At 46.9% G+C, this 25,583-nt stretch carries 25 protein-coding genes; 14 read left to right on the top strand and 11 right to left on the bottom strand.

Annotated features, from left to right (window positions below):
* Positions 1-351: 351 nt before the first annotated feature.
* Entirely contained in the window at positions 352-801 is a 450-nt protein-coding gene (locus QUA78_RS15860; RefSeq protein WP_445302335.1) for an AMIN domain-containing protein, read from the bottom strand.
* 131 nt (positions 802-932) lie between these two features.
* On the opposite strand from QUA78_RS15860, the gene QUA78_RS15865 reads away from it, so the two are divergent.
* A complete protein-coding gene (locus tag QUA78_RS15865; RefSeq protein WP_333300642.1) occupies positions 933-1,094 on the top strand; it encodes a hypothetical protein in 162 nt (53 codons plus the stop codon).
* 90 nt (positions 1,095-1,184) lie between these two features.
* On the opposite strand, the gene QUA78_RS15870 is transcribed toward QUA78_RS15865, so the two are convergent.
* The 5 genes from QUA78_RS15870 to QUA78_RS15890 all read right to left on the bottom strand — a co-directional run bounded on the left by QUA78_RS15870 (position 1,185) and on the right by QUA78_RS15890 (position 9,281).
* On the bottom strand, positions 1,185-1,751 hold the full coding sequence (locus QUA78_RS15870) for a dCMP deaminase family protein (protein WP_333300641.1): 567 nt from the start codon (positions 1,749-1,751) through the stop codon (positions 1,185-1,187).
* Positions 1,748-3,277: a thymidylate synthase gene (locus QUA78_RS15875; RefSeq protein WP_333300639.1), complete on the bottom strand. Its 1,530-nt coding sequence runs from the start codon at positions 3,275-3,277 to the stop codon at positions 1,748-1,750. Before QUA78_RS15875 ends, QUA78_RS15870 begins: the two co-directional genes overlap by 4 nt.
* A 96-nt stretch (positions 3,278-3,373) precedes the next feature.
* The gene (locus QUA78_RS15880; RefSeq protein ID WP_333300637.1) at positions 3,374-4,705 is read right to left on the bottom strand and encodes a response regulator; all 1,332 of its coding nucleotides are present in this window, start codon (positions 4,703-4,705) and stop codon (positions 3,374-3,376) included.
* Positions 4,698-7,508: an ATP-binding protein gene (locus QUA78_RS15885; RefSeq protein WP_333300635.1), complete on the bottom strand. Its 2,811-nt coding sequence runs from the start codon at positions 7,506-7,508 to the stop codon at positions 4,698-4,700. The genes QUA78_RS15880 and QUA78_RS15885 overlap by 8 nt, the downstream gene beginning before the upstream one ends.
* 1,149 nt (positions 7,509-8,657) lie before the next feature.
* Complete coding sequence (locus QUA78_RS15890; RefSeq protein WP_333300633.1) at positions 8,658-9,281, bottom strand: Uma2 family endonuclease; 624 nt, start codon at positions 9,279-9,281, stop codon at positions 8,658-8,660.
* Positions 9,282-9,426: 145 nt separating this feature from the next.
* Between QUA78_RS15890 and QUA78_RS15895 the strand changes: the two genes are divergently transcribed.
* From QUA78_RS15895 to QUA78_RS15905, 3 genes are all read left to right on the top strand, one after another.
* Positions 9,427-10,002, top strand: a complete 576-nt coding sequence (locus QUA78_RS15895) for an HD domain-containing protein (protein ID WP_333300632.1) — start codon at positions 9,427-9,429, stop codon at positions 10,000-10,002.
* Positions 10,003-10,043: 41 nt separating this feature from the next.
* Positions 10,044-11,177: an ABC transporter ATP-binding protein gene (locus tag QUA78_RS15900; RefSeq protein WP_333300631.1), complete on the top strand. Its 1,134-nt coding sequence runs from the start codon at positions 10,044-10,046 to the stop codon at positions 11,175-11,177.
* Positions 11,178-11,537: 360 nt separating this feature from the next.
* Positions 11,538-11,942 (top strand): hypothetical protein, encoded by a 405-nt coding sequence (locus tag QUA78_RS15905; protein ID WP_333300629.1) that lies wholly within the window; start codon positions 11,538-11,540, stop codon positions 11,940-11,942.
* Positions 11,943-12,016: 74 nt separating this feature from the next.
* On the opposite strand, the gene QUA78_RS15910 is transcribed toward QUA78_RS15905, so the two are convergent.
* The 3 genes from QUA78_RS15910 to rbfA all read right to left on the bottom strand — a co-directional run bounded on the left by QUA78_RS15910 (position 12,017) and on the right by rbfA (position 14,824).
* Complete coding sequence (locus QUA78_RS15910) at positions 12,017-12,247, bottom strand: DUF4327 family protein (protein WP_172186863.1); 231 nt, start codon at positions 12,245-12,247, stop codon at positions 12,017-12,019.
* Between the two features lie 362 nt (positions 12,248-12,609).
* The gene (locus tag QUA78_RS15915; RefSeq protein WP_333300627.1) at positions 12,610-14,253 is read right to left on the bottom strand and encodes a glycoside hydrolase family 3 N-terminal domain-containing protein; all 1,644 of its coding nucleotides are present in this window, start codon (positions 14,251-14,253) and stop codon (positions 12,610-12,612) included.
* A gap of 160 nt (positions 14,254-14,413) precedes the next feature.
* On the bottom strand, positions 14,414-14,824 hold the full coding sequence (gene rbfA, locus QUA78_RS15920; RefSeq protein WP_333300626.1) for a 30S ribosome-binding factor RbfA: 411 nt from the start codon (positions 14,822-14,824) through the stop codon (positions 14,414-14,416).
* Between the two features lie 203 nt (positions 14,825-15,027).
* Here rbfA and QUA78_RS15925 point away from each other — a divergent pair, with 203 nt between their 5' ends.
* The 4 genes from QUA78_RS15925 (at position 15,028) to sipA (ending at position 16,203) form a co-directional block, all read left to right on the top strand.
* On the top strand, positions 15,028-15,396 hold the full coding sequence (locus tag QUA78_RS15925) for a GIY-YIG nuclease family protein (protein ID WP_333300624.1): 369 nt from the start codon (positions 15,028-15,030) through the stop codon (positions 15,394-15,396).
* A 4-nt stretch (positions 15,397-15,400) separates the two neighbouring features.
* Positions 15,401-15,607: a hypothetical protein gene (locus QUA78_RS15930; RefSeq protein WP_333300623.1), complete on the top strand. Its 207-nt coding sequence runs from the start codon at positions 15,401-15,403 to the stop codon at positions 15,605-15,607.
* A 27-nt stretch (positions 15,608-15,634) separates the two neighbouring features.
* Positions 15,635-15,793, top strand: a complete 159-nt coding sequence (locus QUA78_RS15935; RefSeq protein WP_333300621.1) for a hypothetical protein — start codon at positions 15,635-15,637, stop codon at positions 15,791-15,793.
* Between the two features lie 170 nt (positions 15,794-15,963).
* On the top strand, positions 15,964-16,203 hold the full coding sequence (gene sipA / locus QUA78_RS15940) for a regulatory protein SipA (protein WP_333300619.1): 240 nt from the start codon (positions 15,964-15,966) through the stop codon (positions 16,201-16,203).
* Positions 16,204-16,367: 164 nt separating this feature from the next.
* Here sipA and QUA78_RS15945 read toward each other — a convergent pair whose 3' ends face one another.
* Complete coding sequence (locus QUA78_RS15945) at positions 16,368-19,733, bottom strand: EAL domain-containing protein (RefSeq protein WP_333300618.1); 3,366 nt, start codon at positions 19,731-19,733, stop codon at positions 16,368-16,370.
* A gap of 537 nt (positions 19,734-20,270) precedes the next feature.
* Here QUA78_RS15945 and QUA78_RS15950 point away from each other — a divergent pair.
* The 3 genes from QUA78_RS15950 to QUA78_RS15960 all read left to right on the top strand — a co-directional run bounded on the left by QUA78_RS15950 (position 20,271) and on the right by QUA78_RS15960 (position 21,607).
* Complete coding sequence (locus QUA78_RS15950; RefSeq protein WP_333300616.1) at positions 20,271-20,711, top strand: pentapeptide repeat-containing protein; 441 nt, start codon at positions 20,271-20,273, stop codon at positions 20,709-20,711.
* A gap of 160 nt (positions 20,712-20,871) precedes the next feature.
* The gene (locus QUA78_RS15955; RefSeq protein ID WP_333300614.1) at positions 20,872-21,135 is read left to right on the top strand and encodes a type II toxin-antitoxin system prevent-host-death family antitoxin; all 264 of its coding nucleotides are present in this window, start codon (positions 20,872-20,874) and stop codon (positions 21,133-21,135) included.
* Between the two features lie 208 nt (positions 21,136-21,343).
* Positions 21,344-21,607: a type II toxin-antitoxin system RelE/ParE family toxin gene (locus QUA78_RS15960; RefSeq protein WP_333300613.1), complete on the top strand. Its 264-nt coding sequence runs from the start codon at positions 21,344-21,346 to the stop codon at positions 21,605-21,607.
* Positions 21,608-21,673: 66 nt separating this feature from the next.
* Here the strand turns inward: QUA78_RS15960 and crtH are convergent, their stop codons facing one another.
* Positions 21,674-23,218, bottom strand: coding sequence for a carotenoid isomerase (gene crtH / locus QUA78_RS15965; RefSeq protein WP_333300611.1), 1,545 nt, complete (start codon positions 23,216-23,218; stop codon positions 21,674-21,676).
* Positions 23,219-23,752: 534 nt separating this feature from the next.
* Between crtH and upp the strand changes: the two genes are divergently transcribed.
* The 3 genes from upp to QUA78_RS15980 all read left to right on the top strand — a co-directional run bounded on the left by upp (position 23,753) and on the right by QUA78_RS15980 (position 25,507).
* Positions 23,753-24,403 carry a uracil phosphoribosyltransferase gene (upp, locus tag QUA78_RS15970; RefSeq protein WP_333300608.1) on the top strand — a complete coding sequence of 217 codons (651 nt, stop codon included), beginning with the start codon at positions 23,753-23,755 and terminating at the stop codon, positions 24,401-24,403.
* 229 nt (positions 24,404-24,632) lie between these two features.
* The gene (locus tag QUA78_RS15975; RefSeq protein WP_333300606.1) at positions 24,633-25,100 is read left to right on the top strand and encodes a TMEM165/GDT1 family protein; all 468 of its coding nucleotides are present in this window, start codon (positions 24,633-24,635) and stop codon (positions 25,098-25,100) included.
* Between the two features lie 104 nt (positions 25,101-25,204).
* Positions 25,205-25,507 carry a TMEM165/GDT1 family protein gene (locus QUA78_RS15980; protein WP_333300604.1) on the top strand — a complete coding sequence of 101 codons (303 nt, stop codon included), beginning with the start codon at positions 25,205-25,207 and terminating at the stop codon, positions 25,505-25,507.
* Positions 25,508-25,583 lie beyond the last annotated feature (76 nt).

A 25,583-nucleotide genomic window follows, 5' to 3' on the forward strand; every position in this document is an offset into this window, starting at 1 on the left:
TTTTGGCTGGCATACATTCTAACTAATGAGCGCTTATTTTATATTTATATTATACAATCTAGCTGCGTATCAGCTTAGTACAACTCCTCGTCTTCGCCTAGTTTTATTTGGTTTCATTTTATACGTTACGGCCTATGTGAGATGCGGTATCAAAAAAGAAGGGAAACCGTAAGATAAAGGTAACTACACCACAGCTTGACGCCAGCGCCAGCGCCAGTACCGAGTAAGATTCCCCCAAGGCTAGCCCCGCCAGTCAAAACCGAAACGGCGGCTGCTGCTACGCCAGCCGTGCTACCGATCGGCCGACGATCCCTAGCTCCAGCAGCTTGCCTAGAGATCGTTTCTATTTTCCTAATTATCTGGGAAGTTGACCGAATTGAAACGGGTTGAGAGTTGGTGAAAATTAATTGCTTGGCAACGAATGGGTGTGGTCAATCGGATATGGTCGTTTGGAGTGGGCGTTGGCGTCGGATTTGGCTCGAAATTTGCCACCGCAGGCGGCGCGGGTGCTGGCGGCAGTCCCTCCGCAGTTGAGTTCGGAGCTGTCGTCGGTGGGGCTTGAGTTTCGGCAGTTTCCGGGCCTCTGGGTTCGATCGACGGAACCAACAGCCAGCGATTGTCGGCGCCAATTTTTTGGAATTGAGTTCGATCGGCCCTGATGGCCATTCCGGGAGCCAAATTCACCACTATTCTTGCCGTTCCCGGCTGCAATTGACTTACTCCCACAGATCGCACCATCCCTTCCGGGTATAACTGAGTTGCATCTACTCCCACCTCAGTATTCGGCAAATCCACAGCAATTTGGCCCCGGTTGACTACAGAATACTTGGGCGTCGTTCCCTATATCAGAGAAATTACCTGCACCAGCCGATCCTTCCCCTGCTAGCCTTGTCGCCGACGCTTTAACGATTTCCGGCAAGCCTGCCAACCGCATGATTTTGCTCGGCGAGCCCAAATGGGTTAAGGGCATCATTCACCGCTTGCACAGTTTGGGGATAGCCGAAGTCGAATCGTGGAGCAAGTTGACACCAACTCGCAACCCAGGAGAAGTCATCAGCATCCTGAAGCGTTCCAGAGGACAAGAAAGAGCTTGAGAAAATGCCCGTCTCACAGCTAGCTTTGAAGCGGTAAAAACTTCTCCCCAACCCCTCTGCTGCAAACAGAGAGGTTGGGGAGGTTAGGTTTTATTGTTGGCCTGGGTCTACAATTCCTGTTACAGTATCTTTGAGTACAGAAGTAGGATTCAACAAAAATAGAGCAGCCTTTTTTGCTGTATCTTCAGATAGCTTAATTTGTTTAAGTTCAACAATACCTTCACTGATAAAAGTATCTCTCAAAGCAGCTTTTTCTCCGCTGTTAAAAGTTGTTTCGTAAAACACTTCTCGAATACCAGCAGCAATGACTAATTTCAAACAATAAATGCAGGGTTCTAGGGTGACGTAAATGGTAGATCCAGCAGTAGATATACCATGTTTTGCGGCTTTGGCGATCGCATTTGCTTCAGCGTGAACCGCCCTTGATGGCAAAATTTTACTGGCGTCGCAACTACTCAAACCAGGATAGCAGAAGCCTTGGGTTGTACAGTGTGCCGAACCTGACGGCGAACCGTTGTAACCCGTTGCTAAAACTTGCCTGTTTTTAGTTATCACTGCGCCTACAGGAAAAGCAAGACAAGTCGATCGAGTAGCAGCCAATTTTGCTAACATTAAGAAATATTCGTCCCAACTCGGTCTCTCTTCTTCTAGATTCATCGTCTATCCTGGATGTATTGGTTGCTTGTTTTCAGACACTGGGCCGCCTTTTGCAATTCTATTCCCAAATAACCAATATGCTCGCCTTTGATGGCAGGGGAAGCCGCACAAATTTCTCGCACTAACTTGAGAGGGTTTTTTCCAGAATAACAGGTGACAACTTCGCCGCTGCCGGGGGTGGTTTGCGTGACAACTATTTGATTGTCGGCTACTTCAACTAAAAAATTCCCCGCTGCATCGAAAAAGTCTCGATCTTCGCAGATTTTAGCATATTGGGTTTGAATTAGTCGATCGGCATTTTCAAAGGTATCGTCATACAAGTGAGCGGATTGGCTCAGCGTTATCAACGGGCCCATTGTCAAATTATAATCGGAACGCCTCGCAATTTCATCTCGAATATGCTGCTGCAAAGCCCGCAAACCCATTGCATTTGCCGGCCAAGCCGCAAACATATCGTTACTGCGGAGAGTTGCAGTTAGCGATATTTCGTCGTCCACAACTCGCACCCAAATGTGATTTAAACAAGGACTGCCGCTGTGCTGGTGGTCGGAGGAACCGTCAGGTCTTCTGTTGATATTTCCGCCTGCATCCCACAGACTAATTACCGCACTTGCCGCATCAATTTCTTTAATTAGTTTGGCAATAACTTCTTCAATTTGATCGCGTCCAAACCACGACCGCATCCGCTGTGCGTAGGTATATTTAATGCCTTCGTTATATGGGGCATCTTCCAGCATTTGCGGTTTGTACTGTTCGAGAAAATCACGGTCTATTGGTAAGTAATTCGGTTCGGGAAAATAGAACTCCGCAGGTTCATCTGTAATCACTGCCATTAAGTCGATTAATTCTTGCCACTGTCCGTCGTAACCAGTCGGTCGCAGGGTGCCGGTGGTCTTAATTCGGTGGATAATTTTTACCCAAGTTTCGGCGATAGTTTTGCCTTCGATTCTGTGTCCGTATTTCTGACCGGGGAGTACAGTCGGGACGATTTCGACTAGCGGAAAAGTTACGGTTTCTCCCCAAGGTTCAACAGATTCTTTTTGGGCAAAAAACTTGACAAAGGTCACTGTCTCGGCTATGTTTTTGGCTTCTTTCCATTCGATGGAATGACGCAATAGTTCTAAGGCTTCTGCTGCTATTTCAATATCGATGTAGCCAAATATTGCAGATTTAATTAGCCAGCAATCTCTGCCAGTATCGCTTTTGCCGGTTTCAAAGCCGTTGCGAAAAAAGTCGAGCAAGCACGCTGCCGCACCGGAGTTGCGGTCTTCTTTGGTAGCGTTGAGAATTACTAAAAAGCGGACGTGGGGATTGCACAGCAAGTTTCTAATTAAGAAGTTGATGCCGCGAGTAGGAGAGTACAGTTGTCCGATCGCAGCATATTCTTGAGTTTGTAAATGTTTGCCGATCGCACTTTTTACCGTCCAGCCGCTGACAATGGCTGTTTGCCCCGTTCCGCAAATTAATTGATTCGGTTTGTATAGGGGTTTGTACTCAAATTTATTGACGAGATTTGTGGCTGTCATGGTTTACCGTTTTTTGCACCGCGTACTACTATATCAATAGTTTGGAGGGTTTGAAGAGGCGATTAATCATGTTTCTGCTGCCGTTGCAACGATTTGTTATGCTGCATCAACGCAGATCGTTGCCTGAATGTCTTTTACAGCGATCGCGTTTACCGGAATTGAAATCACAAATTCTGTACCTTGACCTAAAGTTGAGTTGACTTCTAGAGTTCCAGAGTGTTTCTGGACTACGATTTGACGGGCGATAGCCAATCCTAGCCCTGTTCCTTGCCCCACGCCTTTGGTGGTAAACAGATGCTCAAAGATTTTTGGCTTCACCGCATCCGTCATCCCAATCCCATTATCCTGAATTCGGATCACTGCCTGAGATTCCGACAATTGGGTTTTGACAGTAATCTGGTTGGGGTTGGCTTTGATCTGAGCAAAACTGCGTCCTTGATTTGATTCCTCAAGGGCATCGATCGCATTTGCCAGCAGATTCATAAATACCTGATTCAACTGTCCGGCAAAGCATTCTACCTGTGGCAGATCGCCATAATCTGTGATGACTTGAATTTCCGGGCGAGATTCGTTGGCTTTAAGGCGATGTTTGAGAATCAAGAGCGTGCTGTCAATGCCGTCGTGGATATTGTAATGAATGGGGCGATCGCAATCCGAACGCGAGAAGGTTCTTAAACTGGTGCTAATTGTGCGAATGCGCTCGACTCCTTCTTGCATCGAATCGATCAACTTGGGTAAATCCTCTTGCAAGTATTCCAAGTCTATTTCTTCCACGACTGCCTGTAGCGTGGCACTCGGATAAGGGAGTTCTTTTTGGTAGAGAGCGATAAGTTGAAAGAGGTCTTTAATATAGTGTTGAGCGGGTTTCAGATTGCCAGCAATAAAGGCAAGCGGATTATTAATCTCGTGCGCGACACCCGCCACTAAATTGCCCAAAGCAGACATCTTTTCGGTGTGGACTAAATGAAGCTGAGACTGTTGCAGTTGTGTGAGTGCTGCTTCTAAATCAGCCGTTTGCTCAGCTACACGCTGTTCGAGATTTTTAGTTAACTGCCGTAGCTGCAAATGAGTTTTCACCCGTGCTAGCACCTCTTGTTCTTGAAAGGGTTTGGTGATGTAGTCCACACCACCCAGGACAAATCCTTTCACCTTACTGTCGGCATCGGAGAGAGCGGTCATAAAAATGATGGGAATACTGGCTGTTCTGGGATCTGCCTTCAGACGTTGGCAGGTTTCAAAGCCGTCAATTCCTGGCATTTGAACATCGAGCAAGATCAGATCGGGAGGATAAGCTTGGACTCTCTTAAGAGCGCGATCGCCGTTGATTGCGGTTGCTACTTCGTACCCCGCATCACTTAAGGTGTCACAAACCACTTCTAAGTTCGCAGGGGTATCATCCACCACCAGAATTAATTCAGGACTAGACATCGGCTTTCTTCTCTGTGAGGTGTTGTTGTAGTAACTCTTCAATCTCTTCGGCTTTAAATTGCTTGGCAAGCTGAATAATTTGTGAGGCAAAATCAGCGCAGCCAGGGTGAGAGTGAGCAATATGATCTGTGTGTTCTCGTAGCCGTTTTAAGTTGCCTTTCTGTGCCATTTCTAGTAACGTCTTTAACTCTACAGGAGAAGGAATAATCATCCCTTCTTGATTCTCTAATGCAGTCGTTGAAGTCGATGCACTAGACTCGTTTGAGGCTGTCAATTCATATTTCCACTCGAATTCCAAATGAGTGGCTAAGAGGTTAAATAATTCACTGACTTCCACTGGCTTTGCCAGGAAATCATTTCCCCCTGCATCTAAACTCATCTGTCGATAGGCTTGTTCCACTGATGCAGAAGAGACTACGATCTTCTGGTGTTGCAAATCATTTGCACTGCGAACCTGTTTGAGCAGTTCAAAGCCGTCCATCACTGGCATTGCCAAGTCTGTAATCACTAAGTCAGGTTGAGACTGTCGTATTTTTTCCAATCCTGCTTGTCCATTTTCGGCCTCACTAACTTGGAATCCTAGTGGCTCTAACAAGTTGAAGAGAACGGCTCGGTTTTCCCAACGATCGTCTACCACAAGAATGCTGCGTCGTTGTCCTTCGTAACCAATAATTTGTTTTCCAGTTGTGATGGAGTTTTGCTGTACCCAATCGGTGGCGATCGCCAGTTCCACCTCAAAAAAGAACTCACTGCCGACTTCGGGTTGGCTCTTAACTTGGATTTGTCCGTTCATGAGTTGGACAATCCTTTGGCTGATAGCCAGTCCTAAACCGGTGCCCTCGGCTTGGCGCTGGCGATCGCCCACTTGTTCAAAAGCCTGAAAAATTTTATCCAAGTGATCGGGCGCAATTCCTACGCCCGTATCCTCAACTTGAAATTTGAAAGAGTGAGTGGACAGATTGGGATGATTCTCAACTACGGCAACCTTGAGCGTGACACAACCTTTGTCGGTGAATTTAATCGCATTTCCCACCAAGTTGAGTAACACCTGACGCAGCCGTTTTTCATCAGCAAAAATCCCTTCAGGCAACTGCGGATCGGGCTGGTAAACGAAGTCAATGCCTTTTTGGTCGGCACGAATGCCACAGATTTCAGCGACACCTTGGAGGAATGAGGGAAAGTGAATCCCTTTAGGTGTGAGTTCTAATTTGCCGGCTTCAATTTTGGACAAGTCCAACACATCGTTAATCAGCGTCAGCAAATGAGAACCGCACTGGTGAATGATTTCTACTCCATGACGTTCTTTCGCTGGCAACGCTTTGGATCGGTTGAGAATTTGAGCATAGCCCAAAATACCGTTGAGGGGAGTGCGGAGTTCGTGGCTCATGTTGGCGAGAAATTCGCTTTTTGCTTTGTTGGCATTGTCTGCTGCTTCCTTTGCATACTTGAGTTCTGCCGTGCGTTGTTCAACTCGCTGTTCAAGCTGCTGGTTAGTTTGCTCTAGGGCGGTGAAGGAATCGCGCAACTGCTGCGCCATTCGGTTAAAGGATTGAGCAAGTACACCCAGTTCTTTAACGCCAGAGGCTTCGACGTTTTGGTCGAGTTTTCCTTCGGCGATCGCTTCCGATGCGTGACTGAGCAGCAAAATGGGTCTAGCAATCCAGCGCGAGGTGTAGATACCCAAAACCGTTGCCAGTGCTAATGCGCCTAAGCACAGCCAAATCGTGTTGACTGTGTTGGCATTAATTCGTCCCATGAAATCTGATTCGGGCATGGCGACGACTACCAGCCAGTCCAATCCCCATTCGTCCTGCCAGGGAGTTACTTGAACAAACTGCCACTCACTCTGGAGGCGAAAGTCTAGCTGCTGGATAGTTTGAATCGTTTTCAGATCGCCGAAGCGATCGCGGAGATACTTGGATGTGGCTTGAATTAGGGCGTCCTTACTCTCAAAGCCCCGCAGTCGTTGAGGTTTGCCGTTGGTCACTGAAAACACGGGCGCATCGCTAGAACTGGCAACGATAAATCCGTTGCGCTCCAGAATGAACACCTTGCTGGATTGACTAACCTTAATTTCACGTAAAAAGTCACTAATTTGCGAAAGGCGCTGCTCCACCCCTACGCTGCCGATCAACTGACCATTATTGTCATAGATGGGGCGACTCGTGGCGATCGACAACGGGTAGTTATTAGTCTCCCATTGATAGATCGCGCTCCACCCGGGCTTGCCGGTTTCGACACCTTTGGCGTACCAACCTTCCTTCTGGAACTGATACGCTTTGGTGATTTCAAACATTTTAGTGGGCTTGCTTTGGTCATTCGTAATGTAGTTGTACAAATCAGGATTGCCGTACCGCTTCGGTAGCACCAGGCTAATGTCAGGATTGCCGTGATTCGGAATGGTTGACTCGCGGTAATATCCGGATGCGATAAAGTCCCCCGTTTTAGACCCGTACAGGATATAGCCAACGTTGTAGGTTTTTACCTGCTTTGCAAAGAATTGAGCCAGGCGATCGGCATCCTGTAAGTTCAACAATCCCAGGTCAATTTGCTCGCCGTTGATTTGGGTCAAATAGCGGGTGGCAGCGGCATAGCTGTCGAGGTGCTGATCGACACGGTTACTCACCTCCGTTTGCAAGTTAGTCGCTAGTTCATTCACTGCTTTTTGTCCATTTCGCAGCGACAGATACCCTGTTAATCCTACGGCGGCGAAGATTTGCAGGATGAATGGAACAACCAGACCGGTTCGCAAAGGAACCTTACTAAAGCCTTTAGCAGCAGCAATTGTGGACTTCGACAGCATAGCGTTCAAAACAGTAAAGATAGGCTACAGGCCTGAGAGTTCCCAAACTTGGTTTAGAGGCACCAGATTTTATCTGCAATAAACAGGGAAAATATTGGCTTCGGTTGGACTTCTAAAAAAGCATTGCGGTTCAAGTTTTATAGCGTCAAATTCCGCACCACTTGGTAGCTGAAATAGCCACCGACGCTAAGAATTAATCTCCTACCTCCAACGACCAGTCGCATTAGCAAGTTGCGAGTCGCTTTCTCTTTTTCAGGGAGAGGAACAATGGCTGAGTTGGTTGATGTACCCTTGCTTGGTGGAGTTGCTGGGAGGCGGTTATCAGCTTTGATCTGTTAGCCGACTGTTTTTTTAGTAGATCGGGCGATCGTTCTGGCTCAAATTTAAAGGCGATCGCATTCCACCAAAAATCTCTACACCCCATTCCCCTCGAAGACTACCGCTTACAGAAAATCCCAGAGAAAGCCCTGGGCTTCTAGTCGTGGGATGAATCTGGTGACCATAAAGGGTCAGTCCTTTTCAGTTTACGCCTCAGTCCCCTAATCAGATTTTTTAGCACAACAGGTTTGATTTCTCACTTCTGGCTCGCAATATTTCTTTAGTAATTCTTTCTCTTCTTGAGTGACGCCAAACGTAATAAATCTGGCTGGGGCCTGGACACATACCACTGTTAGACATACCTTAATTATAGTGGTTAGGGTATTAAACCACTTTACAATCTAGAAACAAGTCAGTATTTGTAATTTATGGAGAAAAATAATTAACTGTGATGCCCCGCACTCCGACCTGTTTTGCAAACACCCATTTTAAAAACTATACCGCTGCTTTGGTTGCTGAGTAAACGGCATAAGTCGGCAAAATCAAACGGGTAACGGACTAAGAAAAATTGATTGCCAGTCCATTATCATGAAGCCGAGTTGCTACCTCTTTCAAATCCAGAAAAACGCCTTTGACGTTGATTTGCAAAAGCGGAACGTTAGATTTAGAGCGCGATCGAATTTATCAATATTTCAAAGTTACCTGTAGAGCGATTTTAAACTAGATTTGCTCGCTCCCACCTTCTCATTAAACCCAGTATTAAGCTAAAGTTTTTTACCTTTACTTTTTCTTTTTATGATTTTATTTGGATAAATTACTTTAACAAATTCCTCAAGCCAACAATTCACTCACAGCTACGCTAAAACCTGCAAGCACACTTTGAGTGTTAACAACTTCATCGGCATTAAACAACCGCCAGCGTTGTCCCGCATGGACAAATATTAATCTAGCTTCAGGAAACAGCAACCAAACTTCTAAACATCCCGATTCCAAATATTCCTGAGCTTTCGCAAATAACTCTTCGCCGCTATCTTCGGGGGAAGCAACTTCCGCTATCAAAGGAAAACTTTGGGAAAATGCTGTAAAATTGCCTGATTCTGGCAGCAGTTCAGGAGTAATGTAAGCAACATCGGGACGGCGGCCCTGTTTGTTAGTGCGGCAAAGGACTTCTGTAACAACTTCTCCTCCCTGTCCGCTGGAATTTTTGTAATTTCTCCAGTAGCTCGATAATTTAGATTGAGCGAGACCGTGCTTGAATGTCATTCCTGTTTTCTCCACTAAGTTGCCGTCAACCCATTCCATTCTATCAGCAGGCTTGACTAAAAACTCTTCCAGAGATATGACTTTTTCTTGCTCAGATTCTGGGTTAATTTCGGGTATCTTTTCTAATTTTGGATGTGATTCTGGTTCTGAGTTTTGGTCGGCATTTTTGGGTATAATTATAGTAGCTGTCATGCTCGCAACCTCTCTTTAACGATTATAATTGTACAAGCGATCGCTCTCGATCGCATCTTTACGATCTTATGGAAATTGGTAGATTTTGTCTTTTCAACTTAGCCCGACAATTTATATATCATAGCAATTGAGAAAGGTGACTTTCATGATTCTCTCAAACCGTTTTTCTGAAGCCCTCACCTATGCCGCTGAATTGCACGCTACCCAAGTTCGCAAAGGTTCCGGCGTTCCCTACATTGCCCATTTGTTGGGTACTGCTAGTATAGCTTTAGAATATGGGGCAAATGAAGATGAGGCGATCGCAGCTTTGCTTCACGATGCGATCGAAGATCGAGGCGGCCCCACCACCCGCGAAGCCATCCGCCGCCGCTTTGGCGATACCGTCACAGCGATTGTAGACGGCTGTACCGACAGTGACGAGACGCCGAAACCCCCTTGGCGACAGCGAAAACAAGCTTATATCGATCGCATTTCTACAGCTTCAGGCTCAGTGAGATTAGTCTCGGCTGCTGATAAACTTTATAATGTTCGATCGATCCTGAAAGATTCCCGTCAATTGGGCGACCTTGTTTGGGAACGCTTCAAAGGCGGCAAAGACGGTTCTCTCTGGTATTATCGTTCTTTAGTAGAAGCATTCCGCCAAGCTGAGTTAACGCCTATAGTTGAAGAATTAGACCGCACAGTTTTAGAATTAACCAAGCTTTCTGAAGACAAAAACTAAAAATCAACAACCAATAACTAGTAACCAATAACTACTAACAAATGGCAAATGTTCGCTTAGAAAATATTACCCGACGCTACCAAAACGTCACCGCGATCGAAAACATCAGCTTCAAAATCCCGGACGGGGAATTTTGGGTATTAGTCGGGCCGTCCGGCTGCGGGAAATCGACAATTATGCGGACAATTGCAGGTTTAGAAACCGCAACTTCCGGCAATCTTTACATCGGAGATAGTTTAGTTAACAATATTCCGGCGAGACAGCGCGATGTAGCCATGGTGTTTCAAAATTACGCGCTTTACCCGCACATGACTGTCGCAGAAAACTTGGCATTTGGATTGCGGATGCGGAATGTTGACCCGACTAAAATTCAAGAACGAGTCGAAACAGTAGCCCGATCGCTCTCGATCGACCACCTCCTCAAGCGTAAGCCCAAACAGCTATCAGGCGGACAGCAGCAGCGGGTAGCACTGGGAAGGGCGATCGCCCGCGAACCTAAAGTATTTCTTTTAGATGAACCGCTTTCTAACCTCGATGCTCAACTGCGAGACGACACTAGAGCAGAACTCAAACAACTGCATCAACGGCTGGGAATTACCACAGTTTACGTCACCCACGACCAAGTGGAAGCGATGACTTTAGCTGATAAGATTGTAGTCTTAAATAAGGGGAAAATTCAACAAATTGGAGACCCGCAAAGCATTTATGCCAAACCAGCTAACCGCATGGTTGCCACATTTTTAGGCAATCCGGCCATGAACATTTTGCCTGTAATTTATACTAACGAATCCTTTCAAGTAGGAAATCAAGCTTTAGCCTGTCCAGTCTCGATTCAGAAAAAATTGCAGCCGAGAGAAGGACAAGGATTTGATTTGGGCATCCGTCCAGAAAATATAGAAATCTTTACGCCACAAACAGCAGAAGATGATGATTTGAAAACCGATGTTTGGGCTTTTGAAAAAGTTCCTCTCGATGTAGAGGTAAAAGTAGTGGAACCTCTGGGGCGAGAAACTTTAATCCGGGCGAGTTTGCCTTTGTTGAGCGCGGAAACTACTGTACAGGTGCAAGTACCTGCGAGTGTTCGCTTGCGATCCGGCGATCGCCTGACGGTACAGCTTGACTTCGATCGACTATTTATATTTGACCCCTCCACCGGTGAGGCGCTTTATCCTTAACTGGATTGAACACGACTTACGCACGGGTGCTCAGCCACCGGGTTTTTTTAGTCGCAGTGCCTAAGTCCTGTTCAATCTAAAATCTAAAATCTAAAATCTAAAATAGACTGACCCTTCCAGTGGGGAGGTCTCGATTCCTAGTTACAAAAGTTTACACTTGACATTTATAAATTTACGAAGTAATGATACCATTAGTATTGGAACAACAGAAAAGCGTCCCCCCAAAAGCTGATCTTTCCTAAGTCGGGGCGATCGCGAGCGACAACTTCGCATCTTCCCGCTAAGAAGCGGCCTTACACGCCGACTTGGGAGCAACTGGCGAACCAAAAACTCATAAAAACGTTCTAGCGGCATTTTTAGATGAATCTCGACAAGCTGCCTCAAATGCTGCAAACAGGATTTCACCTGACTTTAGGTGCAACTTCCTTTTTAATTGAGACCTTGCAAGATCCCTTAAAGCGAGAAGAAAATCTTGACAAACTGAAGTCAGATTTGGGCCTGCTCGCGGACGAGCTGCTGGAAAAAGGAGAAATGACCGATCGAGAAGCGCGGAATTTTGTAGATACTATTTTCTCTCAACCGATCGATCGGGAGAATGCAGAGAGCGAATCTGTCTCGCCCAAACAATCGGATGCAGCGACTGATGCTCCTCCCGAGTCGGCTGTACAGCCTGACGTAAAGCTAGAGATTCAAGAATTAACTGCACACATGGCAGCGCTGAGGGCCGAATTGGAAAATTTGCGCGCCGAAAATTTCCAGGATTAAAGAATCAAGATTCTTTAACACAGCCGGAGTTGACTTGGAAACTGACTTGCAAACTTATTTAAGAGAACCAAACTTTAGTCATTGTCCCAGTTTTCAGAACCGATCAGGTCGGCAATGCGATCGCGCAGCAAGAAGTCGCATTTTTCTAACTCGCACTCCACGCAAGCCCATTCTCGGGGTGGGATGAACTGACAGAGCGTGTAGATAGGCTGTTGTCGGCTCAGCACGCCCTCGTTCACGAGGTGGCGGGCTTCATCCTGGATGACATCTAAAGAGTATTGGATTTTGATAGTGGACTGAATCATAATGCGCCCTCAAGGTTTTAGTAAAAAAAAAATTATGGCCCTGGTAATAATATAATGCAAAATTCCGGATATGTAATTAAAATTTTGTCAGTATACAGGTATACAATTCACTGCCGTCAATTTTAAAAAATTATAGGAACGATTAGTAAGTGATGGGATTTGTCTTGGGATTTTGGCCGCAACTTTTCCGCGCTAGCAGGCCCATCTGCTGCAAAGCTCAATTCTGAATGTAGGAACCCGCGCCCGATTCCCGGTTTCTGGATGCTTCGCCGCCAAAGGCAAAATTATTTCTTGCGAGAAACCGGGTTGATAAATTTAAGTCCTGACGCCGCAGCAAAAGAAAGATTTAGGAGTCCGGCAGTTCAAGCATTGCCGGTGGCGTCAAGTCCAAACAGCACTTCTAGAGCGAGAGATTGCGCTACCGGCATCTGCCCGAAACAAAATACATAAGGAATACTGGGAGGCAAGTGCGGCAAAAATTGCTCTAAAACGTAGGGACTTCCGTAAATTAGCACAGCTTGCAGTTCTCCCGTCTTTAATAATTTCTTAAACAAATCTTGAGCTGCTTGGGTCAAACCAGCACTGCCTCGGAAGCAATTGCCGCGAATGAAAATTTGCAGCAGTGTAGGAGAAAAATGCTCTGCACCTGCATTATCAGCGATCGCACCTGTGCGATCGTCAATCAGTTGCAATTCGTAACCAAACTGTTCGGGAAGGGCGATCGCCGGAGTGTGGTTTCCCAAAAACTCGCACCCCAAAACATCATCTACAACAATCAAATTCCGCAAAAGCTGGTTTTCTGGGGACTTTGACATCTGCAAAGGTAGATTTCCGCCAAATTTCAAAGAATCTCGCAAAATATCGGCAGCAGTTGCCCTTGAGTCAGGATTTGCCAGCAAACTTAAGTCGATCGAGTCGATGGATTGTAAATCCTTGCTCCCCCCATTAGCAAGGGGGGGTTGGGGGGGGTCAGAAATCGACAAACCCACCTTTATTTTCGCTGCCCAAATTCGCTTGACAGATTCCTTGATTTGTGCTAATGGAAGCCGCCCTTGAGTGACAGCTTCGCAGACAGCGAGAATTGCCCCTTCCGGGTCAAGCGGCATCAGCAAAACATCAGCACCAGCCTCAGCAGCCAAAACAGCAGCTTCGTTGGCGCCGTACTTATTGGCGATCGCACCCATCACCAAAGCATCCGTCACGATCAAACCTTCAAATCCCAACTCTTCTCGCAGCTTCCCGATCAAAATTTTGCGAGAAAGAGTAGCAGGAAACTCCGCATCCCAAGCCGGAATCAGCAAGTGAGCACTCATCACAGCATCGACCCCAGCAGCCATCGCATCGACAAAAGGAGGCAACTCAACCTCAGCCAATCTCGCTGGCGAATGCGGCAAAACCGGCAATTCCAAGTGAGAATCAACCGCCGTGTCCCCGTGACCGGGAAAATGCTTAGCTGTAGTCAAAACCGGGTGCGGGCCTGCGCCGCGAATAAAAGCAGCGGCTAATTTGCCGACAACTTCCGGTGTCTCGCCAAAAGCGCGGACGTTAATCACAGGATTGTCGGGATTGTTGTTAACATCAACTACTGGTGCGAGAACCCAATTGAGACCGATCGCCCTAGCTTCGATCGCAGTCACAGCGCCCATTTGTTCGGCATATCGATCGGCTTTACCTGCATCGTGCCGCGCCACTTCGGCAATTGCCATCGGCGGCCCGAACCAAGTTGCCCCCGCGAACCGCTGGCCTACACCTTCCTCAATATCAGCCGCCAGCAGCAGGGGAAACTTGGCCCAAGACTGCAATTGGTGCGATCGAACCGCCAACTCCGCAGCACTTCCCCCCACCAAAATCACACCGCCGACGCCCAACTTTTCCAGATAATAGCGGAGTTTGCTGGCAGTTGGTTCCCATTCGGGATAGCGAATTTGGTGGTCGAACAAGTAGCCTGAAGCGCGCACCACGAACATCTGGGCCACCAGTTCTGGTAAGGAAAGATTGTCAATCATTCGATTTTAGATTTTAGATTTTAGATTTTAGATTTTAGATTTGGGAATCGGGAATCGGCCAAACAGGGAATTGGGAATCGGCCAAACAGGGAATTGGGAATTTTCCCTATCTCCTTCTCTTCCCCTCTTCCTTCTTCCCTCTTCCTTCTTCCTTCTCGCTTCAATCGGGACTTTCATCCTCAGCGAATTCTTCCTCGGGATCTAGAATGCCCGGTTTGCGATCGGCCGAAAGCTGATTCAGCAGTATCAACATTTTATCGCCGCGTTCCAAAGAACGGTCTTCGAGAAAAATCACTTCCGGCGTCCGGCGCAGTTGCACCCGTTGGCCCAACTGGCTGCGGACGTAGCTAGTTGCAGATTTCAAACCCTCCATAGTCTCAGCCTTTGCCTCATCAGTACCGTAGATGCTGACAAAAATTTTTGTATGCTGAAGGTCTCCCGAAACAATTACATCGGTAACGCTAACCATACCCGCACCTACACGGTCGTCCTTGATTCCATTCAGCAACATCAGGCTGACTTCCCGTTTAATCATTGAAGCTACACGCTCAATGCGACGACTTGTAGCCATATCAACTATCCCCTACTTTCAGATCAGCCATTTTCATTCCGATTGACAATTGTAGCGCGATCGGTATCGGGTCTTATGTGCGATCGGGGGGAAAATTAGGATTGGAGAGGGCAGCGCGCAGCCAATAATGACATAAATTTGCCGAATTTGCTGCTTTTGCGATCGCTCAATATAAAATCCGGCAAATACGATCTCCTATCATCATGGCCGATTCTATCCAACAAGAAGCCCACCAAATTCTTGACACCCTTGCCTTCACCCCTTTCGAGCAATGCCAACCCCTCAGCCACAACTTTAATACCATCCCCTCTCGCCCTGGACTTTATGCTGTCAGACATCGTGTGGATGGCCTGCTTTACATCGGTAAAACCAAAAGCTTGCGCGGTAGATTTAGTGGCGGACACAAAGCATTTCTCTGGGCATGGCTCGACAAATACAACTGGGAAGATGTTCGCATCGCCATTCACCCGCTCTCGGCATGGAGCAACCCTGCGTTATTATTAGAGCTAGAAGCCATTATTCTGAGAGCAACTGAGCCGCCCTACAACGTTCAAATCCCACCGGAAAACTAGACTCATGCAATCAACAACTCTGGAACAATTATCTGCTGCCGATGCCGAAGCCATCCTAAAATACCTTCCAGAACGAATTCGTGCCGCCCTCATCGCCCGTGCTGCGGAAATTGAATATCCGATCGAAATTGTTGTCGAAATGGCAATTGCTAATTTCCTCGATAGCGAAGCACTTGGTTTTGCCGATTGCAAACCAGGGCGCGGTAACTAAAGAATCTGAACTTGCAATCAGAGAATCATGACTCAAACTATCAACACGCAACACCTTTCTCCAGAAGATATTCATCAGTTGGTCGATTATTTGCCCGACTACATAAAAGCTGCCCTATTGTCCAAGTCCAATGAACTTGAATGTTCTCTCTCCTACGCGATCGAAATGGCAATATCCAGCTTTTGAGATGAAGAATCCTTTAGCTTTGAGGATTGTCTGCTGGCTAAACACTTGAAAGATAAGTAAGCCTACCTAAAAAAACCACCTACCCATATCCCCGACTTCTTCAATAAGTCGGGAATCTAAAAGAAGAACGTTTTACTAGATTATGCCGATCGCCAAAAGGAATAAAACTCATGGAAAAAGAATTTACAATCGGTCAAAAAGTCCGAGTTGTGGCGATGCCGCCTTACGTCAAAACTGCCGAACCGATGCCGATGCTGCGGCCTGCGAATTTAATTGCGATCGGCGCTGAAGGTATTGTGATCGATCGGCGTCCCGGCAATTATTGGGGCATTCGCTTTGAAAAAGGTGCTTTTCTGTTAGACAGTCAGTACATTGAAGCGGCGGAAACTAATGTAGAAGGTAATGGGTAATCGGGAATCGGGAATCGGGAATCGGGAATCGGGAATCGGGAATTGATATCACAACTTAAAATCTCCCTTTTCATTCTCTCTTTTCCTTTTTCCCTCAACATCCCTCCGTTTAATCCGTTAAATCCGTTAAATCCGTTATACAATCGATTGCTCAACGTCCCTGTTTAAGAAGCCAGCTTAGCCTCAAAAGCCAAAGAATTAACCGTCAACTCCCCCAAAACTTCCTCTAAACTAGGAGAGATGAAGTTACAAGGTTGAGGCTTCCCCAAATAATAACCTTGAGCGTAATCTACCCCAAGTTCATTGAGTTTATCCATAATTATTTGACTTTCCACATACTCGGCAATAGTTTTAATTCCCATGACGTGAGCAATTTTGGTAATAGCTTCCACCATTGCGATATCAATAGGATTGTCGGCAATATTCTTAATAAAATTGCCGTCAATTTTGAGATAATCAACCGGCAAGCTTTTCAGGTAAGCAAAGGAAGACATCCCGCTGCCGAAGTCGTCCAAGGCAAACTGGCAGCCGAGTTCCTTGAGTTGCCAAATTAAGCTGGCTGCTTTGCTGAGATTAGCGATCGCCACGGTTTCTGTAATTTCAAAACAAATTATTTCTGGCGGTATTTGATGGATGGAAAACTGCTCTTGAATAAACTCGATAAACTTTTCTTCGTTGAGGCTGTCCCCAGAAAGGTTGATTGAATAAAGGCTAGGATACTTGCCAAATGAGAATTTGGGATTAGACAAAAGAGAGCAAGCAGGGAAGGTAACTATTTTCTCGTTGTCTGCGCCGGGGTTTTGGACAAATAAATTGGCCGTAAAAATTTTAGATAAATTGCTAAATAAAGTGCGAATTACCCAGCAGTCGATGGCGTGCATCAAGTTGTAGCGTTCGGCGGCCGGAATAAACGCCATCGGCGACACCAACTGACCAGTTTCAAGCTGGAGGCGGAGCAGGATTTCGCAGTGGGTTCCGGTGGTTGGAGAGTTGAGCAAATGTACGATCGGCTGAGAGTACAAGCAAAAGCGATTCTCTTCTAAAGCTTTATTAATTTGCACCACCCACTCGGTTTCGCCGTGCTGTTTGATTAATTCTCGATCGCCCGCTTGATAAACCTGCACCCGGTTGCGGCCTTTATTTTTAGCAGCGTAGCAGGCCATATCGGCCGCGCTCAAAACCGCAGATGTCGATACTGTTTTGGGATTAATTGTTACCAAACCGATACTGACACCGATCAAAAAAGTTTTGTCCTGCCACCCAAACCGGAATCCCTGAATGCTTCGCAGCAGCGATTCTGCAACATCTAAGCCTCGTTCGAGGGGACTGTAATACAGGAGTACAGCAAATTCATCGCCGCCCAGACGCGCCAAAATATCGGTTTGGCGGATTTTGCCTTTAAATAGCTGGCTGACTTGGCGCAGCAGTTCGTCGCCTGCAGCGTGACCGGAAGTGTCGTTAACTATTTTGAAGCGATCGAGATCCAGGTAAAGCATAACGTGTTCGTGCCCGTAACCTTGAGCGCTGTGCAGGGCTTGTTCTAGCTGGTACTCAAATTCGCGGCGGTTGACTAATTGCGTCAGGGGGTCATGAGTTGCCTGCCAGGTGAGTTGTCGCGCTTGAGTTCGCACTTGAGTAACATCTCGGAACACAACGACGGCCCCGACAATCTTGCCGCTGCTGGCGTGGATGGGGGCGACGCAGTGGTCGATCGCAAATTCCTGGTTGTTGCGGGCAATCAGCAAGCTGTTGTGCCTTTGGTCAACAATCCGGCCTTCGCACAAAGCGATTTCGGCGATATTTTCTGCCGGCAGTCGGGTAGTTTCGTCAACTATTCTGAGTACGCTGTCGAGGGGCAAACCTTTAGCTTCCCAGGTAGACCAACCCGTGAGTTTTTCGGCAACTGGATTAAGGGTGGAAATGCAGCCGTCGGCATCAGTAGCGATTACGGCATCGCCGATCGATTGTAGAGTAACCTGAGCGAGTTCTTTTTCTTCAAAAAATGCTTGTTCCATGCGCTTGCGATCGCTAATATCCCGCTGCACGGACACCCAGTGGGTAACGTTCCCGGATGTGTCGGCAATGGGTACGCTGTTGAGTTCGACCCAATAAGTTGAACCGTCTTTACGGTAGTTAATCAATTCCACGCGTAGGGGTTCTCGGCGAGAGAAAGTACGGCGAATTTTAGCGACTTGGGTCGGGTCGCTGTTTGGGCCGCGCAAGCAACTGGGGGTTTGTCCGATGATTTCTTCGGGTAGGTAGCCCGTCATTTGGGTAAAAGCTTCGTTGGCATAGATGATGCTGGGATCGGAGATATCGCTGTGTCCCGCATCCATAATCACGATCGCGTCGTTAGCGTTAACTACGGCAGATTCTAGCAGTTGCAGCCGCACCTCGGCCCGCACGCGGGTAGCGATTTCGCTTTCTAGTGTGGCGTTAGTCAAGCTGAGTGATGCGATCGCTTTTTGCAATTCGCTAGTCTGTTCTACGACTGAATCGTGCAGAACATCGATCGCCCCGGACATTTCCATCGGGTCAAGTACCCGCAGTAAGTTGCTTTGAGTGACTATTCCCAGGAGTTCTCCCCGTTCCCCCGTTACTACCAACCTGCGGACTAAACGCTGGTGCATTTCAAGATGAGCTACCCACAGCGAGTCTTCTTGCTTGAGACTAAATAAGGGGGTACTCATCACAGTTTGGGCGATCGTTTGCGACAAATCTATATCTAAAGCTTGAAATTCGACAATATCCCGTTCTGTGACTATACCTACTGGAATGGGGAACGGCAAATTCCTCGATAATTCTGTTGATTCTGTAATTACCACGCAGCTAACCCGGTGCTGCGCCATCAACTCGGCTAAACTCATAACTGAGGCGGATCGAGGCGCTTGAATGACTTGTGCGATCATTACTTCTTTCACGCTGCGCATTTTTAAGATATTTGCCGGTTGCAGCATGGCTTGGCGAATGCTTTCGGGCGTAATTACTCCTAAGAGTTGACCCTCGCTGTCCAATATTGGCAGATGGTTAATTCTTCGTTGCCGCAGCAGAATTAGGGCGCTGAAAATGTCTTGAGTATCGGATTTGGTCAGAGTTGCTGCCGGCTGCCTCATCACTTCTGCGATGGTGACACCTTTTAAGTTTTTGCCCGAAGCAATCAAATCGACAAGATCCCTCTCCGTGAAGATTCCTTGCAATTGAGAATTTTGAGCAGAGTGCGAGGATAATTTTTCGAGAGATTTTTCCACGACAAAGACGCAGATACCTGTGGCGTCTCTGAACGCGCTTGAAGTGGGGGCATTGACGATTTCTGTTAGTTGCTGGTAGATATCGCTTGGTGGAATGTCTGCGTTTAGAGAGCAACTTCCGCGCCATTGGCCCATCAGGGTAATTACTTCTGCTAATGGGGTATCGGGCGTAACTGTCAAGGGGTAGGGGTCAATTACTTGATCTAAGGTTGGCAGATACTTAGAGGAATCGTTTTTGAGCATATTTAATTTAGTTTTGCGATCGCGTTGATTCTGCGACATTCCAAAAAAGCGCTGCTTTTCAAGCACTAGGTGAATTTTTACAGCGCTGCTACTGAGACCTAATTAAAATTTCTTGTTAAGAATGCACCCCGCTCTTTGGCTGGGGATCTGGCCGGTGACAGCTCTCCGTCTACCTACTATAAAGTTATAAGCGGATCTTTATTTTAAGTTAAATTTTCTGTCCCGTGACACTTTTATTAAAAATAATGTATTTATTGTGAACTTTTTGCGGTAGGATTACTGGCTAAAATCATCCATCGCAGCGCTAATCATATCCATCTTCAGAAATACACATCTGTTGGCTTTACTAGCTAGCCTAGAAAGGTTACTACAAAAAAGCACTGTATTAAGTTCGGCAGTGTTAAGTTTTGCGAAAGTAAGTTTTGCGAGCTTTTCGAGACCATGTGTGGCTTGTCGAGGGCAATGGATATCACAGCCAATCTGTGAATTCGATCGCAACTGCCGAAAACAACCGTGGTAAGATTGTAGATATAAACAGAAGAACTTCAACACACAGTCTGGTGAGGAAAAGAGATTATGAAACGCCATCTATTAGCCGCTACTTTTTTAATTACTCCCCTACTGTTGGCAGGCCCGGCTCGCGCTGAAAATCCCGTTCACGTCAAACAGTTATTGTCAACCGGGGAATGTTTTCAGTGCGACTTGGCTGGAGCAGATTTAACGGGAGCCCATTTAATTGGTGCTGACTTGAGAGAAGCAAATTTACGAGGAGCAAACCTATCTAGTGCGAACCTCGAAGGCGCTGACTTGACGAGTGCTAACTTGACGGGTGCTAACTTAACCGCAGTTTTCCTGACTAATGCCAGTTTAAATTACGCAGACCTCGATCGGGCAAATCTGACCGCCGCCATCATTAACACCACTGACGTATCCGGCGCATCAATGGAAGATATGACCATCACGGAGGCAAAAATCTACAATACCCAAATCGGCGTCGGCGGCAGCTACGACCAGTGAACTCAGTAAAAGAATGAAAACCGCCAATTTTCAGTTTAAAACCCGGTTTTTCCCCAGAAACCGGGTTTTTAATTGATTCGCCGTATTTGGACCCAGGTGCTAAATTAAAATTAGTATTGCTTTAATACTTATAATCTTAATAAATTTGTACAATACAGCCATGTCTAAACGACTCACCATTGCCCAAGCACAGCAGCAGCTTCCCAACCTACTTCAAGAACTCACCGATCAGCCGATCGCGATCACTCAAGATGGTGTTCCCGTTATGGCGGTAATCAGCTACAACCATTTGACTGAACTCCTCGAAACCTTGGATATTCTCACCGATATTGAATTCGTTACCAAACTTCGCCAAAGCATCACCCAAGCCGGCGAAGGCAAAACTGTTTCCTGGGAAAATGCTAAAGCCCAACTGGGACTATGAAAGGCGAAGCAAATTCAATCGAATACGACATCCAACTTACGCCGTTGGCACTAGAAATGTTGGCGGAAGTCAATCGATTTTAGATTTTAGATTTTAGATTTTAGATTAAAGAATTGAAGCATTCACCCCACGAATAAATTCGGGGGCTCCTTTATCGGATACAGGTTTTTTATTTCTGGACGGATGAATCCGGGGGCTTGTATCCTGGATGCTTTCGGTTAAAGATAGACGAGAACAGGAGAAACTGCGCGATCGCATCGATAAACTCAAAATTGAACCAGAGAAGCAAGGCAAAGCGCTTGTTGATAACTTATCGGGATTTCGCAGTATCCGAGCCGTTGGACAGCGCTATCGCATTGTTTACAAAGTCGAGCAAGATCGAGTTATGGTTGTTGTTGTAGGACTCGGGAGACGTAAAGATGGTGACAAAAAAGACATTTACTCCATCCTAGAAAAACTGTTAGATATATAACAGAATTACCTCCCAATCCATAAGTCCTGAGTTAGAAATGGGGCAACCTGTGTTGCCACACTCCTCCTAAAAACCCAAATCAACCGCAATTCGGTGCGCGCAAGCAAACCCAGAAAAGGCCACCGCATTTAAACCCTGTCCCGGAAACGTACTGTCACCCACACAATACAAACCAGGAATAGAAGTTCGATTAAACGGCATTCCCAACAAACCCATTAACTTCTCTTTTGGAATTGGCCCGTAAGTTCCATCTTCGCGCCCCAAAAACCGACGGTGAGAACGCGCAGTGCCAACTTCCATATAATCCAAACCGGCATCTAAACCGGGAAAAATCTTTTCTAATCTTTCAATAATTCTCCCTGCTGCCTCTTCCTTTTTATCCTCGTATGCCTGCTGCGAAAGTCCTTCCCAATCTTCCATCCAACTCGACGTAAAAGCGTGAACGATATGATATCCTGCGGGAGCTAAATCCGGGTCGAGCACGGTTGGAATTGACACCAAAACAGTTCCCTCCGGCGCTTCCATTTTATCCCACTCTTCTAACAAAATGTGGTGGCAGGCGCTACCAGCACGGATTACGCTTGCTTCTACTCCCAAATGCAAACTCAAGAAACTGGGGGCTTTTTGATAGCGCTGCTGCCATTTCTTTTCGCTAGCGGGCATCTCTTCTGCAGGCAGCAATTTCTCAAAAGTATCCCACCGGGTGGCGTTAGAAACTATCCGCTTAGCCCGGTAAACTTCGCCGGTTGCTAGCTCGACTCCGACAGCGCGGCCGTTTTCTGTAATAATTTTTTTCGCCTTAGCTTTGTATTGAATTTTGCCGCCGCATTTTTCTAATCCTTCTACTAATTTTTGGGCAATTTGACCGACTCCGCCTTTGGGATAATTTATGCCGCCGTAATGTCTATCCGAAAATACCATTCCGGCGTTAATCATCGGCGTCAAGTCTGCGGGTACTACAGACCAGTAGTAGCATTCCATGTCGATAAATTTCAGCAAAGTAGGGTCTTTTATGTAGCGACGCGCGATGTCGCCTGTATTTTGAGGTAGATATTTTACTAACCCCAAACAGGCTAAAGGATTCTGAAAAAAGACTCGAACTAGATATCCGGGTTCTTCTAGGGATAGCAATTCCATCCCGTTGAGGCAGTTGAAGACGTTCCAGCATTCACCGTAAAATTTGTGGATTCCTTCGCGTTCGTGAGGGAACCTGTCAGCTAATTCTTGCAAGTATTTATCATAAGCCTGGGGAACTTCAAGTTCCAAGCCGCTGGGTAAGTGATAGTGAAGCTGTACGGGGTCGGGAATCGTTTCTAAGGTGACGTTGACTGCTTTCAGGGCGCGGGTGAGGAGGTTGGTGGTGCCACGCTGTCCGAAGCCAAAAATCATGGAGGCGCCGACATCGAATCTGTAGCCTTCTCGATCGAAATATCCAGCGCTACCCCCCGGAATAGTATAGCTTTCGAGCACTAAAACTTTGGCTTTCTTAGCGGCTAACTGGGTGGCTGTCACGAGTCCACCAATGCCGGAACCGATGACAATCACATCAAACTCTTGCTGTGTCGGGCGGGAGTTCGGAGCAAATAACTGGGATTGGGTAGGAGCTGACATTCGCTTAAAAATCTTAATAATTTCTATAATATTACAGTCGATCGCCCTCCCTGAACTGTTGCCTCTGCCATTTTCCCTTTGTATATGTAGCCTTCTGCCTTTTTGCCTCTTCCCTCTTCCATCGGACTTCTTCCTTCTTCTTTCCCCAAAAAAAATGCGGGAACAGTCTACCATTGCCGACTGCCCCCGTCTGCCGATCCTTTGAGAGGAGAACACTGAAAATTACTATAGCCTTGTTGCTAATTAATGTCAATACTATTAGAAAAATATTTCAATAAGCGGATGGAGGTCGATCGGCGAATGGGTTGTAACGGACGGCTTGTGCTTGTCGCCACAGTCCGGCAGGAGTTTGAACTCGCGACGGCAATCTTGAAAATGGTGATCTTCGGTCGATTCTCACTCTCTGGGTTGTATGCGCCCTCAAGGATGTGATAAGTTGCACAGAGCGATCGATCGCCGGTTGGCGAAGTCCTCGAAGAAGATCGACCGCACCGCATAAAATCCCTCAAACCTAGCAATCTCCCCAATTTTCTAATGTCCCTGCAACTGCGCGTTTACGTTCCCCCGCATCCGTTAATTAAACACTGGCTGGCTGTCGCCCGCGACGCCGCCACCCCCTCGGTACTTTTTCGTTCTGCGATGACAGAATTGGGAAGGTGGCTGGCTTACGAGGCGATTCGAGAATGGCTGCCGACAGTGGAAACAACGGTGCAGACGCCTTTGGCAGAATGTCCGGCGACTTTTATCAACCCGGAAGCTCCGTTAGTTGTGGTACCGATTTTGCGGGCGGGTTTGGCACTGCTGGAAGGAATTCAGACGGTTGTGCCGCTGGCGTCGGTTTACCACCTCGGCATGGCAAGAAATGAGGAGACGCTGGAACCGACTTGTTATTTGAACAAATTGCCGGCGCAGTTTAACCCGGAAACGCGGGTGATAATTAGCGAGCCGATGCTGGCGACTGGCGGGACGATTGTAGCGACTATGCAGGAATTGACTGCACGGGGAATTGACCCGAGCTTGATTCGGATTATCTCTGTGGTGGCTGCTCCTCCGGCTTTGAAGAGGCTGAGTGCAGAGTACCCGAGTTTGATGATTTACACGGCAACGATCGACGAAACAGTCAACGAACAGGGCTTTATTGTACCTGGTTTGGGAGATGCGGGCGATCGAACTTACGGTACATGAACCAATCAGTCAGTCAGTCAATTTTAGATTTGAGATTTGAGATTTGAGATTGACTCGACAGATAAATCTGGGGGCTTGTATCTGTATTTGGGTGCGGTGAGTTGTTCCAGGAATCAGTTGCTGAAATCTTCGGCGAAAAAGATGACCCTGGTTTGGTAAAAGCAGGTACAGAGAAAGTTAGAATCAAAAGTACAAGTCAAAAATAAATAGCGTTTAGCACTCATTGCCCGTGAAACTTGATTCTGTTCCGCCAAGCTTGTCTGCTTCTGACTCAGTAAACCTCAATTATGATTTGCCACAACAGGTACAAATACAAATAAAAGAGGTTTCTGAGATTTGTGCTGCTTTAACCCCGGAGCAGGCTGAAATTTCAGTGGGTGCAAATCCCGATATTTGTCAGGGAGAAAAGAAACTGAAGTCGAAGCAGTGGGCAATTTTTGCCTCGACTTTTGCAACTATTTTTTTTGCTGAAATTGGAGACAAAACTCAGCTCGCGATTTTGCTGATGACGGCTGAATCTCGGAATCCTTGGATTGTGTTTGCGGGTGCGGGTACGGCTTTGATAGCAACCAGTTTGCTGGGAGTTTTGCTGGGAAGGTGGCTGGCAAGTCGGATTGCTCCGAGAACTTTGGAGAGAGCAGCAGGAGTGATTTTGCTGGGGATTGCGGCTGTTCTGCTGTGGGAAGTGCTGGGTTAATTGTCAATCGCCCTGACATTAACCACCTTATATGGGCAAGGTGCGCCGAGGCGCACCCTACATATACTGTCGGAGATTTCTTAATTAACTAATAACTAAAAAACATGGATTGGCAACTTTTGGGAATAAGTTTTCTTACAGTTTTTTTGTCAGAATTGGGAGACAAAAGTCAATTAGCTGCGATCGCCCTAGGCAGCAGTTGTAACTCGCCGCGGGCTGTATTTTTCGGCACGGCGTCGGCGCTGCTGCTGGCGAGTTTAATCGGCGTTTTAGTTGGGCAAGGCACGGCAGAGGTATTGCCGGAGCGACTGGTAAAGGCGATCGCGGCGATCGGATTTGCGGTGATGGGCTTGCGCCTGCTGTGGCCGAAATCTGAATTATCTGATGTGTCAGAAGAATCCGAATAAGAGGACACGGCAGTGCCGTTTCCCTACCCCAATTCATTGTAGGGAAACGGCACTGCCGTGTCCTAATTTTTATCGT

It is taken from the genome of Microcoleus sp. K4-B3 (genome assembly GCF_036704615.1).
GTDB lineage: Bacteria > Cyanobacteriota > Cyanobacteriia > Cyanobacteriales > Microcoleaceae > Microcoleus.

Excerpts from the sequence above, each read along its gene's own strand:
- QUA78_RS15865 (WP_333300642.1), top strand. The coding sequence starts at position 933 with ATGATTTTGCTCGGCGAGCCCAAATGGGTTAAGGGCATCATTCACCGC.
- QUA78_RS15870 (WP_333300641.1), bottom strand. The coding sequence starts at position 1,751 with ATGAATCTAGAAGAAGAGAGACCGAGTTGGGACGAATATTTCTTAATG.
- QUA78_RS15875 (WP_333300639.1), bottom strand. The coding sequence starts at position 3,277 with ATGACAGCCACAAATCTCGTCAATAAATTTGAGTACAAACCCCTATAC.
- QUA78_RS15880 (WP_333300637.1), bottom strand. The coding sequence starts at position 4,705 with ATGTCTAGTCCTGAATTAATTCTGGTGGTGGATGATACCCCTGCGAAC.
- QUA78_RS15885 (WP_333300635.1), bottom strand. The coding sequence starts at position 7,508 with ATGCTGTCGAAGTCCACAATTGCTGCTGCTAAAGGCTTTAGTAAGGTT.
- QUA78_RS15890 (WP_333300633.1), bottom strand. The coding sequence starts at position 9,281 with ATGACAGCTACTATAATTATACCCAAAAATGCCGACCAAAACTCAGAA.
- QUA78_RS15895 (WP_333300632.1), top strand. The coding sequence starts at position 9,427 with ATGATTCTCTCAAACCGTTTTTCTGAAGCCCTCACCTATGCCGCTGAA.
- QUA78_RS15900 (WP_333300631.1), top strand. The coding sequence starts at position 10,044 with ATGGCAAATGTTCGCTTAGAAAATATTACCCGACGCTACCAAAACGTC.
- QUA78_RS15905 (WP_333300629.1), top strand. The coding sequence starts at position 11,538 with ATGAATCTCGACAAGCTGCCTCAAATGCTGCAAACAGGATTTCACCTG.
- QUA78_RS15910 (WP_172186863.1), bottom strand. The coding sequence starts at position 12,247 with ATGATTCAGTCCACTATCAAAATCCAATACTCTTTAGATGTCATCCAG.
- QUA78_RS15915 (WP_333300627.1), bottom strand. The coding sequence starts at position 14,253 with ATGATTGACAATCTTTCCTTACCAGAACTGGTGGCCCAGATGTTCGTG.
- rbfA (WP_333300626.1), bottom strand. The coding sequence starts at position 14,824 with ATGGCTACAAGTCGTCGCATTGAGCGTGTAGCTTCAATGATTAAACGG.
- QUA78_RS15925 (WP_333300624.1), top strand. The coding sequence starts at position 15,028 with ATGGCCGATTCTATCCAACAAGAAGCCCACCAAATTCTTGACACCCTT.
- QUA78_RS15930 (WP_333300623.1), top strand. The coding sequence starts at position 15,401 with ATGCAATCAACAACTCTGGAACAATTATCTGCTGCCGATGCCGAAGCC.
- QUA78_RS15935 (WP_333300621.1), top strand. The coding sequence starts at position 15,635 with ATGACTCAAACTATCAACACGCAACACCTTTCTCCAGAAGATATTCAT.
- sipA (WP_333300619.1), top strand. The coding sequence starts at position 15,964 with ATGGAAAAAGAATTTACAATCGGTCAAAAAGTCCGAGTTGTGGCGATG.
- QUA78_RS15945 (WP_333300618.1), bottom strand. The coding sequence starts at position 19,733 with ATGTCGCAGAATCAACGCGATCGCAAAACTAAATTAAATATGCTCAAA.
- QUA78_RS15950 (WP_333300616.1), top strand. The coding sequence starts at position 20,271 with ATGAAACGCCATCTATTAGCCGCTACTTTTTTAATTACTCCCCTACTG.
- QUA78_RS15955 (WP_333300614.1), top strand. The coding sequence starts at position 20,872 with ATGTCTAAACGACTCACCATTGCCCAAGCACAGCAGCAGCTTCCCAAC.
- QUA78_RS15960 (WP_333300613.1), top strand. The coding sequence starts at position 21,344 with ATGCTTTCGGTTAAAGATAGACGAGAACAGGAGAAACTGCGCGATCGC.
- crtH (WP_333300611.1), bottom strand. The coding sequence starts at position 23,218 with ATGTCAGCTCCTACCCAATCCCAGTTATTTGCTCCGAACTCCCGCCCG.
- upp (WP_333300608.1), top strand. The coding sequence starts at position 23,753 with ATGTCCCTGCAACTGCGCGTTTACGTTCCCCCGCATCCGTTAATTAAA.
- QUA78_RS15980 (WP_333300604.1), top strand. The coding sequence starts at position 25,205 with ATGGATTGGCAACTTTTGGGAATAAGTTTTCTTACAGTTTTTTTGTCA.